This is a genomic window from Bacillus glycinifermentans (assembly GCF_001042475.2).
In the GTDB taxonomy this organism is placed as follows: Bacteria; Bacillota; Bacilli; order Bacillales; family Bacillaceae; genus Bacillus; species Bacillus glycinifermentans.
In genome coordinates, this window is the sequence record NZ_LECW02000021.1 from 96,828 (window position 1) to 114,777 (window position 17,950).

General features: G+C 47.4%; 16 protein-coding genes. 3 read left to right on the forward strand and 13 right to left on the reverse strand.

Annotation, left to right across the window (positions count from 1 at the left end):
* Positions 1-6 precede the first annotated feature (6 nt).
* Positions 7-1,050 (reverse strand): CAP domain-containing protein, encoded by a 1,044-nt coding sequence (locus AB447_RS13165; RefSeq protein ID WP_048353097.1) that lies wholly within the window; start codon positions 1,048-1,050, stop codon positions 7-9.
* A 151-nt stretch (positions 1,051-1,201) separates the two neighbouring features.
* Positions 1,202-1,648, reverse strand: coding sequence for a CBS domain-containing protein (locus AB447_RS13170; protein WP_096891715.1), 447 nt, complete (start codon positions 1,646-1,648; stop codon positions 1,202-1,204).
* 161 nt (positions 1,649-1,809) lie between these two features.
* On the opposite strand from AB447_RS13170, the gene AB447_RS13175 reads away from it, so the two are divergent.
* Complete coding sequence (locus tag AB447_RS13175) at positions 1,810-2,169, forward strand: YugN family protein (protein WP_048353096.1); 360 nt, start codon at positions 1,810-1,812, stop codon at positions 2,167-2,169.
* 47 nt (positions 2,170-2,216) lie between these two features.
* On the opposite strand, the gene ctaG is transcribed toward AB447_RS13175, so the two are convergent.
* The 6 genes from ctaG to cyoE all read right to left on the reverse strand — a co-directional run bounded on the left by ctaG (position 2,217) and on the right by cyoE (position 8,248).
* A complete protein-coding gene (ctaG, locus tag AB447_RS13180) occupies positions 2,217-3,107 on the reverse strand; it encodes a cytochrome c oxidase assembly factor CtaG (RefSeq protein ID WP_048353095.1) in 891 nt (296 codons plus the stop codon).
* An 18-nt stretch (positions 3,108-3,125) separates the two neighbouring features.
* Positions 3,126-3,455 carry a cytochrome c oxidase subunit IVB gene (gene ctaF, locus AB447_RS13185; RefSeq protein WP_048353094.1) on the reverse strand — a complete coding sequence of 110 codons (330 nt, stop codon included), beginning with the start codon at positions 3,453-3,455 and terminating at the stop codon, positions 3,126-3,128.
* A 1-nt stretch (position 3,456) separates the two neighbouring features.
* Positions 3,457-4,080, reverse strand: coding sequence for a cytochrome c oxidase subunit III (gene ctaE, locus AB447_RS13190; RefSeq protein ID WP_048353093.1), 624 nt, complete (start codon positions 4,078-4,080; stop codon positions 3,457-3,459).
* Positions 4,080-5,948 carry a cytochrome c oxidase subunit I gene (gene ctaD / locus AB447_RS13195; RefSeq protein WP_082142533.1) on the reverse strand — a complete coding sequence of 623 codons (1,869 nt, stop codon included), beginning with the start codon at positions 5,946-5,948 and terminating at the stop codon, positions 4,080-4,082. Before ctaD ends, ctaE begins: the two co-directional genes overlap by 1 nt.
* Before the next feature lie 31 nt (positions 5,949-5,979).
* Positions 5,980-7,047, reverse strand: a complete 1,068-nt coding sequence (gene coxB, locus AB447_RS13200) for a cytochrome c oxidase subunit II (RefSeq protein WP_048407070.1) — start codon at positions 7,045-7,047, stop codon at positions 5,980-5,982.
* 274 nt (positions 7,048-7,321) lie between these two features.
* On the reverse strand, positions 7,322-8,248 hold the full coding sequence (cyoE, locus tag AB447_RS13205; protein WP_048353091.1) for a heme o synthase: 927 nt from the start codon (positions 8,246-8,248) through the stop codon (positions 7,322-7,324).
* A 404-nt stretch (positions 8,249-8,652) separates the two neighbouring features.
* On the opposite strand from cyoE, the gene AB447_RS13210 reads away from it, so the two are divergent.
* Positions 8,653-9,567, forward strand: coding sequence for a COX15/CtaA family protein (locus tag AB447_RS13210; RefSeq protein WP_048353090.1), 915 nt, complete (start codon positions 8,653-8,655; stop codon positions 9,565-9,567).
* A 90-nt stretch (positions 9,568-9,657) separates the two neighbouring features.
* Here AB447_RS13210 and pyc read toward each other — a convergent pair whose 3' ends face one another.
* The 4 genes from pyc to glsA all read right to left on the reverse strand — a co-directional run bounded on the left by pyc (position 9,658) and on the right by glsA (position 15,961).
* Positions 9,658-13,101: a pyruvate carboxylase gene (gene pyc, locus AB447_RS13215; RefSeq protein WP_048353089.1), complete on the reverse strand. Its 3,444-nt coding sequence runs from the start codon at positions 13,099-13,101 to the stop codon at positions 9,658-9,660.
* Positions 13,102-13,178: 77 nt separating this feature from the next.
* Positions 13,179-14,390 carry a putative lipid II flippase FtsW gene (gene ftsW, locus AB447_RS13220; RefSeq protein ID WP_048406298.1) on the reverse strand — a complete coding sequence of 404 codons (1,212 nt, stop codon included), beginning with the start codon at positions 14,388-14,390 and terminating at the stop codon, positions 13,179-13,181.
* A 243-nt stretch (positions 14,391-14,633) separates the two neighbouring features.
* Entirely contained in the window at positions 14,634-14,915 is a 282-nt protein-coding gene (locus tag AB447_RS13225; RefSeq protein WP_048353088.1) for an Fpa/YlaN family protein, read from the reverse strand.
* Positions 14,916-15,031: 116 nt separating this feature from the next.
* Positions 15,032-15,961, reverse strand: a complete 930-nt coding sequence (glsA, locus tag AB447_RS13230) for a glutaminase A (protein ID WP_048353087.1) — start codon at positions 15,959-15,961, stop codon at positions 15,032-15,034.
* Between the two features lie 121 nt (positions 15,962-16,082).
* On the opposite strand from glsA, the gene AB447_RS13235 reads away from it, so the two are divergent.
* Complete coding sequence (locus AB447_RS13235; RefSeq protein ID WP_057957602.1) at positions 16,083-16,559, forward strand: hypothetical protein; 477 nt, start codon at positions 16,083-16,085, stop codon at positions 16,557-16,559.
* Positions 16,560-16,614: 55 nt separating this feature from the next.
* Here AB447_RS13235 and AB447_RS13240 read toward each other — a convergent pair whose 3' ends face one another.
* Positions 16,615-17,943: a PhoH family protein gene (locus tag AB447_RS13240; RefSeq protein ID WP_048353086.1), complete on the reverse strand. Its 1,329-nt coding sequence runs from the start codon at positions 17,941-17,943 to the stop codon at positions 16,615-16,617.
* Between the last annotated feature and the right edge of the window lie 7 nt (positions 17,944-17,950).

Genomic DNA, 17,950 nt, shown 5'->3' on the forward strand with positions numbered 1-17,950 from the left:
TCTTACTCAATTCCACTGTTTGATAAAATTTTGCGTATAATACTTCTGATCCACACCTACCCCCAGATGGGTATAATCGGCGTTTAACAGAGCCTTTCTGTGTCCTTCGCTGTTGAGCCAGCCTTCAACCGCAGCCGGGCCGTCAACGTAATTGAGGGCGATGTTTTCCCCCGCCTGCTCAAAGTTCACGTGTCCTTTTTCAAGACGGTCCTTTAACGTGCCGTCCGTTTTGGAAACGTGAGAGAAATAGCTGTGTTCTTTCATATCGCGGCTGTGGCCGTAGGCGACCTTTGCGACGGCTTCATCCCAGGAAAGCCGGGACAGTCCGCGCTTTGCACGGATCACGTTTGTCAAATCAAAGATTTGTTTTTCATTTGCTTTCTCGACTTGCTGCCAATCAGATTCAGTCAGCGCCTTCGGTTCGATCAGCGTTCCCCTGTAGACGACCTCATACGGCCTCTGCTTGATCAGCGTTTCGGCATCGAACGCCCTGACGCTTGACAGCGTTCCTTCGAATTTATCCATATACAGCTGAACATAAAGATCGCCTGCTTTTACAGTCGGCCTCGTGTTCATATCTTCCTCTGAAAACTCAAACCGGTACGAGCTACCGTCGTATTTGACATTAACGTATGGAGCAATTTGGGTTTTCTTAAACACGTCCCTTGCCGGCTGCCCGATTTTAAACGGTGCCGTATTGATCTTCTCGCCTGTCGCAAAAAGCGTGACAGCCTTATGATCCAAAATGCCGATTTGAACGTATTGTTCCGGCCCCTTATTGTACACCCACCATTTGTAATCGTAAGCAGACGGGTCGATCCTGTCCGGTTTGCCCAGCTTCTTTTCCACCGTATCAGCCGATTTCCCGATGAATGAAAGCAAACCGGATGAAGGGATGTTCAGCGCTCTTTCCTTCTTCGCATCATCGTTGGACACTTGCGGCTTGTCTTCTTTGACGATTTTTTCAGGGCTTGAACCGTATTGGATAAAAAGAGCATACGATGCCGCAACAATGAGAAGGATCAAGAAAGCTCTTAATACATTCTTCAAATTTCCACCTCCTGCCAACGGATCAATATATCACATAAACGGCATACATCGCATTCCGCCGAAAAACTTGTCTTTAGTGTCATTTAAACAGAACTCGGACGAATTTTCAATCACAATACAGCCTATTTGCAAATGACCGCAAATATGTTTTTTAATGAAGAAAATCGCCTGATCTCTCTTCATTTTCCGAAATAAACGTCAGCGCATCTCCTGCTTGACGGTTTGATTTTTCGTAAGTCGAGACATCCCCCAGCGTGATGATTCCCGTTAATGTTTTCCCGTTTGTAACCGGGATCCGCCTGATCTGATGATCGCCCATGAGCTCGATTGCCTTTTCGAGGGAATCATCTTCTTGCAATGTCACAAGATCTGTCGTCATAACATTTGTTACTTTTTGCGAATTCGGCTTTCTCTCGGCTATGCCCCGCAGCACCAAGTCCCTGTCAGTCACAATGCCGACAAGCTCAAGGCTGTCATCGCGAACGACGGGAACCGCGCCAATGTTGCCTTCCTTCATTTTCACCGCTGCTTCGTATACATTATCGAGAACCGTACAATATAACAATTCCTTTGTCATGATATCCTTAACACTTGCCAAAACAAAGACCTCCTCTTTTTGTTCCTATTGTCGTCAAGCCTTTCATGATTCATACTTTCACAAAAATATTTAGATTACAGGCTTCAGCAGGATTGAAAGTTTAACGCTTTCATACTATGATTGTCAGTAAAGGTAATTTTTTAAAAAGGGGGCTTTAAGGGATGAAATTTGAAGAATCCGGTATTGAAGGGCTTACCGCTGACCTTAACCGGCTTGACGATATCATGAAAGAAGAAGGATTCGTCAGGGCTGGACAATGGGATTATGAACGAGTCACCTATGACCGCAAGTTTGACATGGTGGAGGGAAGATACTACTTGCGCGTTTTCGGATATACAGTCGAAGGCGATGTCGGCGCAAGGCGAGCAGTCATCAAACTGCTGACACCGCTTTTAGGAAAATATTATTACCCGCACGGTGTCGAGTATGGTGAAGAAGAGTATTTTCCAAAGCAATTGCTGCAAACGAGCGATAACGTTTTAAAAAAAATAAAAGAAAAAGTATCCGCTCTCAACGTTTAAGCTTACATAAAAAGGTACAGCCCAACCCGGCTGTACCCTTTTTCGTTTCAATGAACCGTTGACGGAGAATAAGGCTCCTCCAGTTCATCTTTGGCCCTCTCCTTTTTAGCCCAGCTGAAAAAGACGATCGCTAAAAATGTTCCATACACAATTTCCTGGATGATCTTCATAATGATCGCTCCCAGCTGCTGGTCTTCAATGACCGGCATGCTGCTGAACATCTCCGGTCCTGTGAGCGTCATGCCGCTCAGCATGTCAAGCGGAACACACAGCTTCATTGCTTCCGCCCATGCCGAAGGATCCGAATACGTCGAATACAGGGCCGTACCGCTAAACATAATCAATGCGCAGGCAGGCGTCAGCAATATGCCGTCAGCCATGATGTAGCCCATTTTCAAGAGGCCGTTCATGTGCGGCAGTTCTTTCACCCGGTGAATAAGCGGCCACCACATGAAAAATGCGGCGATAAAGATCAAAACGGTAACAGCCGCGTGATAAACGGCGTTTGTTTTAATAAAATCAAACACGAGCGGAATATGGTACATCGAAAATAAACCGTTAAAAACGATGATCGCTATTAATGGCTTGGAACAAAACTGAAACAAGGGCTTTACAAGCGGACGAAAAATCGCTTTTTTCCAAAACCAGGCCGGTACTCCAAGGATGAGAAGCGGCGGCACAACCAAGTATAAAATCGCCATCTGTGCCATATGCGCGCTGAACATAATATGGCCTAGCAAGTCGAGCGGACTTCCCTTGGAAACATATAAAAGAACCATGCCCGACAAAAACAGGATGATTTCTTTCCGTGAAGCCCGTTCGTCTTCAGAACCAAAACGTCTGATCAGCACAAAATAAAGAGCGATCAGGAAAAGGACGGCCCCTAGGAAATAGGGGCTCCAAAGGGCGCGAAAGCCGAATATCTCAAGGGTGCCCATGTGAGCATCCTCCTTTCTTTACCACCAGATCAAGGTCATAAACGCTAAGACGGTGACGAAAGCGACCAAAATCCCTGCGTAGAGAAACAAGGAAGGCGCTTCATGCCCCCGCTGGCTCATGTGCATAAAATAATACAGCTGAAACGCAACCTGAATGATCGCAAGCAGAAGAATGAACGGAACCGTAAACCACACCCCGACATCAGCGGCCACCGCTAAAAATGCGACAACGGTCAAACCGATCATCAAGCCGAATGAAATCACCTGATATCTCATATCCTCCGCATTTTTCTTTCTGCGGTACACGAGATCTGTTTTGGGGTTCCCTCTGTTTTCGTTATTGACCATGTTATCCCACCATCCCCATTAAATATACAACGGTAAAGATAAACACCCAGACAACGTCGATAAAGTGCCAATAAAGGCTCGCTACATAAAATTTCGGAGCGTTGTACAGGTTCAATCCCCGTTTCATATTCCGGATTATCAGTGCAAGAATCCAGAGAAGCCCGAAGGTTACGTGGGCTCCGTGCGTGCCGACAAGCGTATAAAAAGCAGAGCCGAGAGCGGAGCTCGTAATGCTGAATTTATACTCATGAATGTAATGTGTAAACTCATAAATCTCAAGCGCAAGAAAGCCTGCGCCCAGCAAAACGGTGATCCCGAGCCAAATCTGCATTTTTTTAAAGGCAAAATTCTTCATGTGATGCATCGCATACACGCTTGTTAAGCTGCTCGTCAACAGAAGCATCGTCGCAAGAAACACAAGGCCGAGGTCAAACATTTCGCTCGTTTTCGGCCCTCCTGCTGTAGAGTCCCTCAGCGCGATAAAGGTTGCGAAGAGAGACGCAAACAGAACCGTCTCTCCTCCAAGAAACAGCCAAAATCCGATAAACTTGTTTTTTCCTTCTAAGGTTGCCTTTTCAGGATTAGCCGGGAAGGTTTCAGCCGTTAATTTCTCTTCTGTGTGCATTATGCCTTCACCCCTTTGTCATCGTCATCCATCAGATCTTCCTTATGAATGTGGTAGCCGTGATCATCAATAACCGAACGAAGGAGCATCGAAAAGAATGTGATCCCGAGTCCGATCAGGATGACAGGCAAGCCCCAGGCAAACTCCGAACGGTACATAAAGCCGAATGCCGATACAAAAAGGCCGAAAGAAATAAAGAAAGGAAGAATGGAACCGTTCGGCATGTGGACATCCTGCAGCGGCTCCGCAGCCGTTAATGACCGTTTTCCTGCCCTTTTCTCGATCCATAATGCATCAAGTCCCCTGACCAAAGGCAGCTGTTTAAAGTTATATTCAGGCGGCGGGGACGAAACGGCCCATTCCAGCGTTCTTCCGTCAAGCCACGGATCGCTGCCGGCTTTTTCCCCTTTCACTGTCGTTGCGATGATATTAATCACCAGAATGATGACGGCCACAGCCATCAAAAATGCTCCAATCGTACTGACCATGTTCGCCGTTTCAAACCCCTGATTCGGCAAAAATGTGAACACGCGTCTCGGCATTCCCCACAGCCCGAGCCAGTGCTGAATAAAAAACGTCAGATGGAAGCCGATGAAAAAGAGCACGAACGTAATCTTCCCTAAAGATTCATAGAGCATTTTCCCGAACATTTTCGGCCACCAGTAATGAGCTCCGGCTAAGATAGCGAACACGACTCCGCCTATGATGACGTAATGGAAATGGGCGACGACAAAGTACGTGTCATGGAACTGGTAGTCGGCAGGCGCGGCGGCAAGCATAACCCCGGTCACCCCGCCGAGGACGAAAGACGGAATAAATGATACCGCATAAAGCATCGGCGTCGTAAACTTGATGCTGCCGCCCCAGATCGTCAGCAGCCAGTTGAATACTTTGATCCCCGTCGGAACCGCGATGGCCATCGTCGCCACCGCAAAAATGGCGTTTGCAACGGGACCGAGCCCGGTTGTAAACATGTGGTGAGCCCATACCATGAAGCCTAAAAATCCGATCAATACTGTCGCAAATACCATTGACGAATAACCGAAAAGCCTTTTTCTCGAAAAAACCGGAATAATTTCGGAAAAAATTCCGAATGCCGGAAGGACGAGAATATACACTTCAGGGTGGCCGAAAATCCAGAACAGGTGCTCCCAGATTACCGTATTTCCGCCTAATTCAGGGTTGAAAAAGCTCGTGCCGAACAGGCGGTCAAACATTAAGAGCGCGATTCCGACCGTTAACGGAGGAAACGCAAACAGTATGAGGGAGGAAGAGACGAACGTCGTCCACGTAAAAAGCGGGAGTCTCATGTAGGTCATCCCCGGCGCCCTCATGGTGATGATCGTAGCGATGAAGTTGATGCCCGCAATCAGCGTGCCGATCCCGGAGATTTGCAGACCGAGCACAAAGAAATCGATTCCGTGCCCTTCTGAATGAAGGGACAATGAAGCATACGACGTCCAGCCGGCGTCAGGCGCCCCTCCCAAAAACCAGCTTAAGTTCAAAAAGATGCCGCCGAACAGGAACAGCCAAAATCCGAGTGAATTCAAAAATGGAAACGCGACATCCCTCGCCCCGATTTGAAGCGGGACGACCGCATTCATCAAGGCGAACAACAGCGGCATGGCCGCCAGGAAGATCATCGTCGTACCGTGCATCGTCATAATTTCATTGTAGACGCCGGCGCTGACGAAGTCGTTTTGCGGAAACATCAGCTGAATTCTGATCATCATCGCTTCAATTCCGCCGAGCACAAAGAAGAATCCCCCGGCCACTAAATAAAGCACGGCTATTTTTTTATGATCGACAGTCGTTAAATAGTCCCATAACACAGCCCCAAAACCTTGCTTTTTTCTAAGCGTACTCACAATGTAACCTCCCTCTTCTCCCTTTGAAGCGTTAATCTTGTGTTTTTAGCCCCTTTAAGTATTCGGTCAGTGCATCGAGCTCCTTATCGTTTAAAGCCGGGTATGTTCCCGTCATTTTATTCCCCGGTTTAATGCTCTCAGGATCCTTGAGCCACGCTCTCAGGTTCTCGTCATTGAAGTCTTTGACGCCCGCTATTTTCGACCTTTCCCCAAAAGTCGCGAGGTTCGGCGCCGTTCTGGCCGCTTCCGCCCTCTGATCCTTCGAATCGGTCGCATGGCAGCTCAGGCAGTTTTTTTCTTTGAAAACCTTCTCCCCTTCAACAGCGAGGTCTGTTTTCGGCTTTGCTTTTTCGTTTTCCATGTTCTTCATCCACTGTTTGAACTCAGCCTTTGAAAGCGCCTTAACTTTAAAATCCATTAACGCGTGGGATGGACCGCAAAGCTCGGCGCATTTGCCGTAAAAATATTCGCCCGCCTGTTCAGCCTTCTTTGAATCGAATGTCAGAAAGAATTTGTTGTCATTGTCTGTGTTCGTATCCATCTTACCGCCGGCGGAAGGCACCCAGAAGGAATGTTTCACGTCTGAAGCCTTCAGTTTAAAATAAACGCGTTCATCCGTCGGCACGACCAGCTCCTGGCTCGTCACGACGCCGTAATCAGGATACTCGAATTCCCACCAGTAAAGATTTGCCCTGACATTGACGACAAGCGTTTTTTCAGGGTCTCTGTTCTTCTTATCCATCGGCTTCGTATCCGCCTGGCTGAAGGTTTGCGCGACGACGGGAACGACCAGTACAAGCAAAAGAATAATCGGAATAACAGTCCATAAAATTTCTAAATTGCGATTTCCCTCAATCTGTTTCGGCATGTGGTCTTCGCCGAGACGGGACCTTCTGTATTTCACGATGACAAAGATGAAAATGAAGCTCACTACGATGACGACGACCACCATGATCAGCGTGCTGAGAATCATCAGGAAATACTGCTGATCAGCCACTTCTCCCGCGGGTTTCAGCGTTGATAAAAACGGCTCTCCGCATCCTGCTAAAACGAGCGTCAAAATAGTGAACAGCGAAATCAGACGCCATTTCTTTAACATTTCACCCCAACCCCTTTTCAATGAATCCTTTTGAAACTTTCACTACTCCATCTTTATAGAACACCCATTCACCCATCTGACTCCCATCCCCAGTAAAGCACTTACATTTCCTCTTTTCTTAAATAATGATCATTTTTACTCAAAATACCATCTATGTATGAACGTAAAGCCGCCCATATCAGATGATCGAGTAATCGTCTAAGGCGGCTTTTACAAGATTGTTGTCTGTTTCCGTGTTTAGGTGACAGCCTTCAATGTGATGAATATAGAGTTTTTATCCAATCTTAAATAGCGTAAGAACGACCATTGCCACAAAGAAAATGGTCAAGTAATTTAATGAATATACAAACATAAGCGTTGCCCACTTCATGATATCTTTGCTTCTGAAGCCTAAAAGACCGCAGACGAGCCAGCCGATGTTCAATACCGTCCCGAGGACGACGATCGGCATGCCGAGTCCGCCGAGGAAAAACGGCAGCGGCATTAAGCAGGCGGTCCAGATGATAATCTGCCTTTTCGTCACTTCAAATCCGTGGACAACCGGCAGCATCGGAATGTCCGCAGCTCTGTACTCCTCCGTCTTCTTGATGGCAAGCGCCAGAAAGTGAGGAATCTGCCAAATAAACATGATTAAAAACAGAACCCACGCCACAACGCCGATCGATCCTTCGACAGCAGTCCAGCCGATCAGCGGAGGAACGGCCCCGGAAATACTGCCGATAATCGTATTGATTGTATAGCGGCGCTTTGACCACATCGTGTAGAGAAAAACGTACGTAAAGACGCCGACGAATCCGACGACAGCGGCCATAACGGTTGTCATCAGAAGCATGATAAAACCGAACGCAATCAGCAAAATGCCAAACCACAATGCCTGGGAGGGCTGGATTTTGCCGGTTACAGTCGGCCTCGTTTTCGTCCGCTGCATGAGCCGGTCGATATCGCGGTCATAGTAGTTGTTGATGACGCAAGCCCCCGCTATGATGAGCGACGACCCTGCCAATGTGAACAGCACGATATCCAGATTTCCAAGAAAGCTCTGATTTGATAAATAAAAGGCAAGCCACATGCCTGTAAATGTTGTTATCAGGTTTGAGTATACAATCCCGACTTTGATCAGGGCGAGGAAATCCTTCCATGCCGTTGTTTCTTCTATTTGTCCATTCATTGCTGTATCAGCTGTAATTCTTGAATTAGCCAATAACGTTAACCCCCCTTACTCAAACCTTCATCACGTCAAGAGAAGCCGTATATTCATAAAAAACCTACAACTCTATCATACAAGATTACCGGATGGAAAAAAACATCCTATTAGATATTAATCGACAAACCGGTTTATATTTGTGAACTTTTTATGACTTTCATTACAGATGAAGGAAAAATTGTGAACGAGAGCGAAGAAATCTCCGCTATTCAAATATAGTTCTATCAAACCGGACCGGAATAATCAAGTCTTCAAATTCAAGAAAAATGTGAACGGTTTGTATTGCATTTTTGTGAACAATAATCATTATGAATTGCAGCAGAACATAAATTCGCTTAAACTTGAGAGTGGATAAAAATTATTTTTATCAGGCAGTTTGGATTAAAAGGGGAATTGAATTTATGAATAAAGCATTAAAATGGCTGGGAATTATTACGACTATCGCCATGCTCTTCGTGCTGATCGGCGGGGCTCTGGTCACGAAGACCGGTTCCGGAATGGGCTGCGGCAGATCGTGGCCGCTCTGTCACGGAAGCATATTCCCTGAGCTGACATTGGAATCGATTATCGAATGGAGCCACAGATTTGTGAGCGGAACCTCCGGCATTCTCGTGCTGGCGCTTGCGATATGGAGCTGGAAAAAAATCGGCCATATCAGGGAAACGAAATTCCTTGCGGTGATGTCGGTCATCTTTCTGATTCTCCAGGCGCTTCTCGGGGCAGCAGCTGTCGTCTTCGGCTCATCGGCTTTAATTATGGCTCTGCATTTTGGGATTTCACTCATTTCCTTCGCTTCGGTTCTTCTGCTGACGCTTCTCATATTCGAAGCCGACAGCAATGAAAAGTCTGAGTCTTTTCATATAGGAAAAACGATGCGGTTTCATATGACGGGAATCGCCGTATACACGTATATCGTTGTTTATACGGGAGCCTATGTCCGGCATACAGAATCAAGCCTCGCCTGCCTGGACTTTCCGATGTGCAGCAGGGTGAAAGGCTGGGCGCCGTCGCAGTTCCACGAATGGGTGCAGATGGGCCACAGAGCGGCAGCCTTTCTTCTGTTCGCCTGGATCATCATAGCGGCTGTTCACGCAGCAAGACATTATAAAAACCGGAAGCGGATTTATTGGGGCTGGATGATTTCGGTTATATTGATCATCCTTCAGGCCGTATCAGGAATTTTGGTCGTTCTGACCCGCCTGCAGCTAAGCCTGGCTCTTGCTCACGCATTCTTTATTTCATGCTTGTTCGGGGTTCTCTGCTACTTCTTGCTGCTCGTATCCCGTTATCGTCATCAAGCCAAAACAAAACATTAAAAACAGACGGCAAAAGCCCCTGCATCATGAAGCGGGGGCTTTTGAACTGTGCAAAACAGGCTGCCGATTTTTATCGGCAGCCTGTTTTGTTTATTTCTTCATTTCGATGAGAAGGTCTCCGGTTTGAATTGCTTCCCCGTTTACGACATGAATGTTTTCGATTGTGCCCGAAAACGGAGCCTGGACGGTCGTTTCCATTTTCATCGCTTCATTGATCATCAAATGGTCGCCTTTATTGACTTGATCTCCCTTGCTGACCAAGAGCTTGATCACCGTTCCCGGCATCGATGCCGCGATATGATTCGGATTAGAACGGTCCGCCTTTACTTTCTGGTGAACGGATGATTTGATGCTCTCATCTTTGATGACCACTTCACGAGGCTGTCCGTTCAGCTCAAAGTAGACGACCCGCGTCGCATCAGAGCGAGGCTCACCGATGGAGACCAGCTTCACGATCAGCGTTTTTCCTCTTTCGATCTCGACTTCAATCTCTTCACCGAGCGTCATGCCGTAGAAGAAGGTCGGCGTGTCCAAAACGGAAATATTTCCGTAAAGCTCAGCGGTTTGAACATATTCTGTAAACACTTTCGGATAGAGCGCGTAGGCAACGGCATCCTGATCAGAAAGCTCAACATCGTGTTTTTCCAAAAATTCCGCCTTTATCCCATCAAAGGAGACCGGTTCAAGCAGTTCTCCAGGACGGACGGTAATCGGCTCCTGTCCTTTTAAAATGAGCTTTTGGAGCTTTTCCGGGAACCCGCCGTGAGGCTGGCCGATATATCCTTTAAACATTTCAACGACCGAATCAGGGAAGTCAAGGGATTCTCCCCTTTCGTAAATATCTTCTTCAGTCAGTTTATTCTGTACCATGTAAAGCGCCATATCTCCAACTACTTTGGAAGACGGCGTAACCTTTACGATATCTCCGAACAGATCGTTGACCCGCCTGTACATCGCTTTTACTTCGTTCCAGCGTTCGCCGAGGCCGACGCCTTTGGCCTGCTGCTGAAGATTGCTGTATTGTCCGCCAGGCATTTCGTGGTGATAGATTTCGGTATGAGGCGCATTCATTCCGCTCTCAAACTCACTGTAATATTTTCTGACGGATTCCCAATATTGGGACAACGATTCAACCGCATCGACATTTAGCTGAGGACGGCGTTTATGGCCTTCAAGCGCGTGATATAGAGAGCTTGCGCTCGGCTGTGACGTCAATCCCGACATGGAGCTGACGGCCACGTCTACGATGTCGATGCCGGCTTCGATCGCCTTTGCATACATGTAAATGCCGTTTCCGCTCGTATCATGCGTATGCAAATGAATCGGAATATCAACCGTCTCTTTCAGCGCAGACACCAATTCATAGGCTGCCTGAGGCTTTAACAAACCGGCCATATCTTTAATGCCGAGAATGTGGGCACCGGCCGCTTCGAGTTCCTTAGCCATCGATGTGTAATACTCGAGGTTGTACTTCGTTCTTGCCGGATCAAGAATGTCCCCGGTATAGCAGATCGCCGCCTCGGCGAGTTTTCCGGATTCGCGGACGGCATCGATCGCAAGCGTCATGCCTTTCACCCAGTTCAGGCTGTCAAAAATACGGAACACGTCGATCCCGGCTGCTGCCGATTCACTGACAAACTTCCGGATCAGATTGTCCGGATAGTTCTTATAACCGACCGCATTTGACGACCTTAACAGCATTTGGAACATTGTGTTCGGAATTTCTTCCCGCAGTTCCTCGAGCCGTTTCCACGGATCTTCTTTCAGGAAGCGGTATGCCACGTCAAATGTGGCCCCGCCCCACATTTCGAGGCTGAACAGCTCCGGCCAGAGCGCAGCCGTCGGGTTAGCGATCTTCTTCAGGTCGTGGGTTCTGACCCTCGTCGCGAGCAGTGACTGATGGGCGTCTCGGAACGTTGTATCGGTCAAAAGCACCGATTCCTGCTCTTTCACCCACTTGACCAGCCCGTCGGCTCCCTGTTCGTCAAGGATCTGTTTCGTGCCGTTTGCAAGCGGCTGATCAACGTCTGTTTTGACAATTCGCGGCTTGTCAAACTCGGGTTTTCCCTTTTTGTCGATGCCTGGGAACCCGTTAACCGTTACGTTTCCGATATAGGTCAGCATCTTTGTGCCGCGGTCTTTTTGTTTAGGAAATACAAAGAGCTCAGGCGTCGTATCGATAAATGATGTATCGTATTGCCCTGTCAGGAACTTTTCGTGTTTCGCCACATTTTCAAGAAAAGGAATGTTCGTTTTAATTCCTCTAATCCGGAATTCCTGAAGGTTTCGAACCATTTTCGCGGCAGCCTGCTCAAACGTCAGCGCCCAGGTCGACAGCTTGACGAGCAGAGAATCGTAGTAAGGCGTAATCACCGCTCCCTGGAAGCTGTTCCCCGTATCAAGGCGAACGCCGAATCCGCCGCCTGACCGGTATGCCATAATCTTTCCGGTATCAGGCATAAAGTTGTTTGACGGGTCCTCTGTCGTCACCCTCGACTGAATCGCATAGCCGTGCAAAGTGATCGCATCCTGATCCGGGATGTTCACCTCTTTGCTCTTCAGGCTCAGCCCGCCGGCGATCAAAATCTGCGTCTGAACGATATCAACGCCCGTCACCATCTCCGTGATGGTGTGTTCAACTTGAACGCGCGGATTGACTTCAATAAAGAAAAATTCGTCGTTTGCGACTAAAAATTCGACCGTCCCCGCATTGACGTAATCAACGTTTTTCGCGAGCGCAACGGCGGCGTCACAGATTTTTTCCCTCAGGGAATCGGAAAGCGAAACGCTCGGTGCGATTTCGATGACCTTTTGATGGCGCCTCTGTATGGAGCAGTCGCGGTCATAGAGGTGCACTACATTTCCTTCCTTGTCCCCGATCACCTGAACCTCAATATGCTTCGGCTTTTCGATCAGCTTTTCAACATAAACTTCATCATTCCCAAAAGCGGCTTTCGCTTCTGACTTCGCCCGGTTATAAGACTCCTCCAATTCGGACTCGTTTCTGACGATCCGCATACCGCGGCCTCCCCCGCCAAGGGATGCTTTGATGATAAACGGATATCCGAATTGTTCAGCAAAACGCTTGACGTCTTCGACGCTTGCGACAGGGCCGTCGCTTCCCGGAATAACCGGAATGCCCGCCTTTTCCGCTTGTTCACGGGCTTTGACTTTATCCCCGAACATATCGAGGTGCTTTGAGGTCGGACCGATAAAAATGATGCCTTCCTCTTCACAGCGCTTGGCAAACTGGATATTCTCCGATAAAAATCCGTAACCCGGATGTATCGCATCTACGTGGTTTCGCTTGGCGATTTCGATGATGCCTTCAATATCCAGATAAGCATCGATCGGCTTTTTCCCTTCGCCGACCAAATACGCTTCATCAGCCTTGTATCTGTGATAGGATCCGCTGTCTTCTTTTGAGTAAATCGCCACCGTGTGAATATTCAGTTCTGTACAGGCGCGAAACACCCGAATTGCGATTTCCCCCCTGTTTGCAACAAGTATTTTTTGTATAGGCTGTTGTGACATGTCGCTCCTCCTCATCCGCTGTTTTCATATGTATCTATTCTAAATGAATCAAATGAGGCTTGTACACGATTACTTTTTTAAAAATTTATACTTTTTTTATATTGATTTTCTTTATTTTTTGTAGTATCAACAGACTCTTTTCGCTTGTATCTGTCAAAATATTCATTGAACATGCTGATATTCACCAGTATCCCGGCGCATGCCATAAGCAATATGAGCGATGAGCCTCCATAGCTGACGAACGGAAGCGTGACGCCTGTCAAAGGAATCAGGCCCGAGATGCCTCCCAGGTTGATGAACGACTGGATCGCAATCATGCTTGATATCCCGATCGCTAAAAGGCTCCCAAACGGGTCATCGCATTTTCTCGCAATATAAAAACCTTTTAAAACGATGAAGCCGAGCAGCAGCACGACAAATAAAACGCCGAATATACCGAGCTCTTCGGCGATGATCGCCATGATGAAATCGGTGTGCGATTCAGGCAGATAGCCGTACTTCTGGACGCTTTCTCCGAGTCCGAGGCCAAAAAGCCCTCCGGAACCGAGCGCAAGGTATGAATTGACGACCTGAAATCCCGATTTTTGAGCATCCTCAAACGGGTTTTGGTAGCTTTCAAACCGGCTCAGCCGCCCCGGGGTTAAGATGTTGTCCAAATTCAGCAAAATCAGGGGACTGACAAGCAAAAGAACAATGCCCGCCAGCATCAGAAGCTTCAGCAGCGTCTTCCCGCTGAATCCGGAACACAGAATAATGCACAACGCAATCAAACCGATGATCGTCGCTGTCCCAACATCGGGCTGAGCGGCTACCAATGCGCAGATGATGAGCGTAATCAGCGCCGGAGGGGCGATTCCCGCTCCCAAGTTGTCGATGTAGCTTTGTTTTTTGGCATACACGGAAGAAAGATACAAGATGATCGTCAGCTTGACGAATTCTCCCGGCTGAATGCTTAAGCTCCCCAACTTGTACCAGCTTTGGGCGTTTCCCGCTACATGACCGACTGCAAACAGGGCGACCAGGGCGATGACGGAAGTAAGCAGCAATATTTTTTGGAATTTTTGATCGGCGAATGCCTTGTACGGAAAAAGCGCCGTGAATAAAAAGACGATCGTTCCGAACACCAGGAACGTGAGCTGCTTGTCAAAAAAATAGGAGCTGTCTTTATTGTACCTTGTCACCGCCGTGATCATGCTTGAGCTGTACACCATCACGAGTCCGAACCCGCACAGGAGAAATACAGCGAAGATTAGTGAATAATCATACGATTTGAGTACTCTTTTTATCATATTATCCTCTTCCTTACTTTTGCCCTTAAAATTTGATATGATCTTTCGTTATTTTACTACACTTTCTTTAAAAGAACGAAAGATACCCTTTTATAAACCTTCGATATCCCGGTCTGTTTTTTATCGGCAGAACGGGCATCTTCGTTTATTCCTAATAAAAAAAGCCTGCCGGCCATCTGTACTTACAGACACGTCGTCGACAAGCTGACTCAGACTAAAGAAGCATCCCCTTTAGCTATCCGTTTATTTTTTTGTAAAGGCTTCATGCAATGCAGACAATTCTCGCTCAAGCCTGTAAAGCAGTTCTTTTCCTTCTTGTTCCTCTACCAATCCAAGGCGGACAGCAAAGTCAATTTCCCTTGAAAGTCCGAACATTTGTGTATCTAAAACCTCTTCATAAAGAGGACATTGAGGCATCGTTAAGTTGTCCATTTGCACTTGAATCAGCTTCAAAATTTTATCAGCATCACGTTTTAAAAGAGCAAGTGCTTTTTCACGATGATTGACTACAATCTCAGACGCCAAAAGTATCCCTCCGTTCCCCAGGCGAGTACCTAATTCTTCTATTTATAATAAAGCCTAACCTATAAAATTGCAAGCTATTTCTGCCCCTTCGGCGCATCTCGGGATCATTTTGGATCTTAAAAAATGCTTAGGCTGTAATTTTCGGACAAAAGCTCGAGCAGGCGGATTCCGGCGATACTGTTTCCTTTTTCATCCAGAGCAGGGCCGAAAATGCCGATTCCGAAGCTGTACGGAACAAGCCCCATGATTCCGCCGGAGACGCCGCTTTTTGCCGGGATTCCGATTTTAATCGCAAATTCACCGCTTGCATTGTACATGCCGCAGGTCACCATAAACGTTTTGCAAATTCTCGCTATATCTTTCGGAATGAGCTGTTCCCCTGTTTCGGGGTGTTTGCCGTTTAAGGCAAACACACAGCCGATCTTCGCCAAGTCAAGGCTGTTCATCTCAATGGCGCATTGTTTCGTATACAGATCCATAACGTCCTCTACTTCCGCCTGAAAAATCCCGTGCTCTTTCATGTAATAACACATCGCCCTGTTGACCATTGACGTTTGAAATTCCGATTCCGCGACCTTTTTGCAAACAGAGATGCTCCGATTGTTTGCAAGCGCCCTGACAAACTCCAAGAGCCTGCCGATTCTTTCAGAAGATGTCGACCCTTTCATCATGCTGGTTACGACAAGTGCGCCGGCATTGATCATCGGGTTCAGCGGCTTGCCAGGATTAACGGTTTCGAGCTTGATGATCGAATTAAACGGGTCGCCCGTCGGTTCTTTCCCTACAAAATGAAACACTTTTTCAGGTCCGTGTTCCATCAAAACGAGCGCCAGCGCCAGCACCTTTGAAATGCTTTGAAGCGTAAAGACTTCTTTCACATCCCCCGCCGAAAGGCACGTCCCATCCGTATAATAGACCGCAACCGACAAATCATCCCCTGACTGCTCCGCTAAAGCCGGTATGTATGAGGCTACCTTTCCTTTTACGGTTACTTTTTTCGCTTCCGTGACAAAATGTTCGAGCTCGTCATTATGCCGGCAATTCACGTCTCTTCCCTCCATCCAAAGCATGAGTTTCTTTTATCTTTCCCTGAGAAAGCCCGCGTTATGAGAAGTGACAATCCGAAAGAAAGCGCTTATAATCTCTGTGAGGGAGTGGTGAGAAACAATGGAGATCATAACGATTACAGGAAATGTGAAATACGCGATTACGCTTGATCCGAGCGTCTGGATTTTTGACGACCGAAAATTCGAACTGGACCGTTTTTTTTCAAAAGAGGCGGAACAGGAGCAGGAGTACCTTGACATCGATCGTGAGCGCATCATCAGGGAAGGCGCCGTATCGCCCCCGACTCTAAAATCAGAGAAGAAATACGAACGGGAAAAATTGCTTGACGGGACATTCGCGATCAAGCTCGAACCGTTTTTACACAACGCGGAAGTGTCTGAGACTGCCGCTTTTTGCATTTTTAAAACAGAAGCAGGAGATTTCTCAGTTCCGATCGGGGAAGCCGGCGGCATCCTTCTCTGCTTCAGCAAAAACGGAAAGCCGCTGACAGAAGACGGGCCCGTCCATGTTTATTTCGCAGACGGCTCAAACCGGACAAACCCGATCAAAAACGTAAAAGAAATTCATGTTCAATAAGCCTATGATCTAGCGCATTCTAAGAAAAAACCTGGATTCCGTCCAGGTTTTTTCTTTACAAGAGATCGGCGGCCAGCCTTGCAAGCCCTGAGCGCTCCCCTTTTAAAAGCTTAACGTTTCCGGAAATTTTCTGATCTTTAAAGCGCTCCACGACGTAGGCCAAGCCGTTGTTCATCGCATCCAAATACGGATGGTCGATTTGTTCGGTGTCCCCCATCAAGACGATTTTACTGCCCTCTCCGACGCGTGTAAGGAGCGTTTTGACTTCGTGCTTGGTCAGATTTTGCGCCTCGTCGATGATAATAAATTGATCGGGAATGCTTCGGCCCCGTATATATGTGAGAGCTTCGACCTGAATGGAACCCATCCCGGCTAAAATATCGTCAAGCTCCCCGGGCTTTTTCGCGTTGAATAAATATTCCAGGTTATCAAAAATCGGCTGAATCCACGGGCGGAGCTTTTCTTCTTTTTCCCCGGGCAGATATCCGATATCCTTCCCGACAGGCACAATCGGCCTTGTGACGACCAGCTTTTTAAAGTTCCCCAAGTCTTCCGTCTGCAATAAGCCGGCAGCCAGCGCAAGCAGCGTCTTCCCTGTGCCGGCCTTTCCGATCAGCGTGACAAGCGGAATATCCCGCCTCAAAAGAAGTTCAAGCGCCATCGTCTGCTGGACATTTCTCGAGCGGATACCCCAAACCTGCTCCTGATCAAAAATCAGTTTTCTGACGGCTTTTCCACTCTGATCGACGATCCCGACCGCAGATGATGAGCCGCCGAGCGCATCCTTCATGATGATGAACTGGTTCGGGCAAAACGGTTCACTGCTGATCTCATCAAGAGGCAAACAATGGCGTTCGTAAAAAGCGTTCATCTGGTCGGCATGAATATATAATTCGGTAAAACCGCTGTATATATCATCATTTTCAACAACCCGGTCATGCAGAAAATCCTCTGACATCAAGCCGATCGCATCGGCTTTGACGCGGACGAGCATGTCTTTGCTGACGAGGATGACGGGACGCCCGTCCTCTTTCGTTTCTTCCTCAAGACTCAAGTTTTTCGCAACGGCTAAAATGCGGTTGTCGTTTGTTTTTTCCACAAAAATTTCCTGAAGCTGATGAAAGGAGCGGTGATTGAGTTCGATTCTGATGCTCCCTCCATTTTGAAGCCATACGTTTTCATACAGCCTTCCTTTTTCACGCAAATCATCTATCAGTTTAGATACGCGCCTCGCATTTCTTCCAATTTCATCCATATAGCGTTTTTTAGAATCTACCTCCTCCAATACAACAGCCGGAATGACAACCTCATTATCCTCGAAAGAAAAGATTGAATTTGGATCCTGCAATAACACATTCGTATCTAACACATAAATTTTACTCAATCTTTCG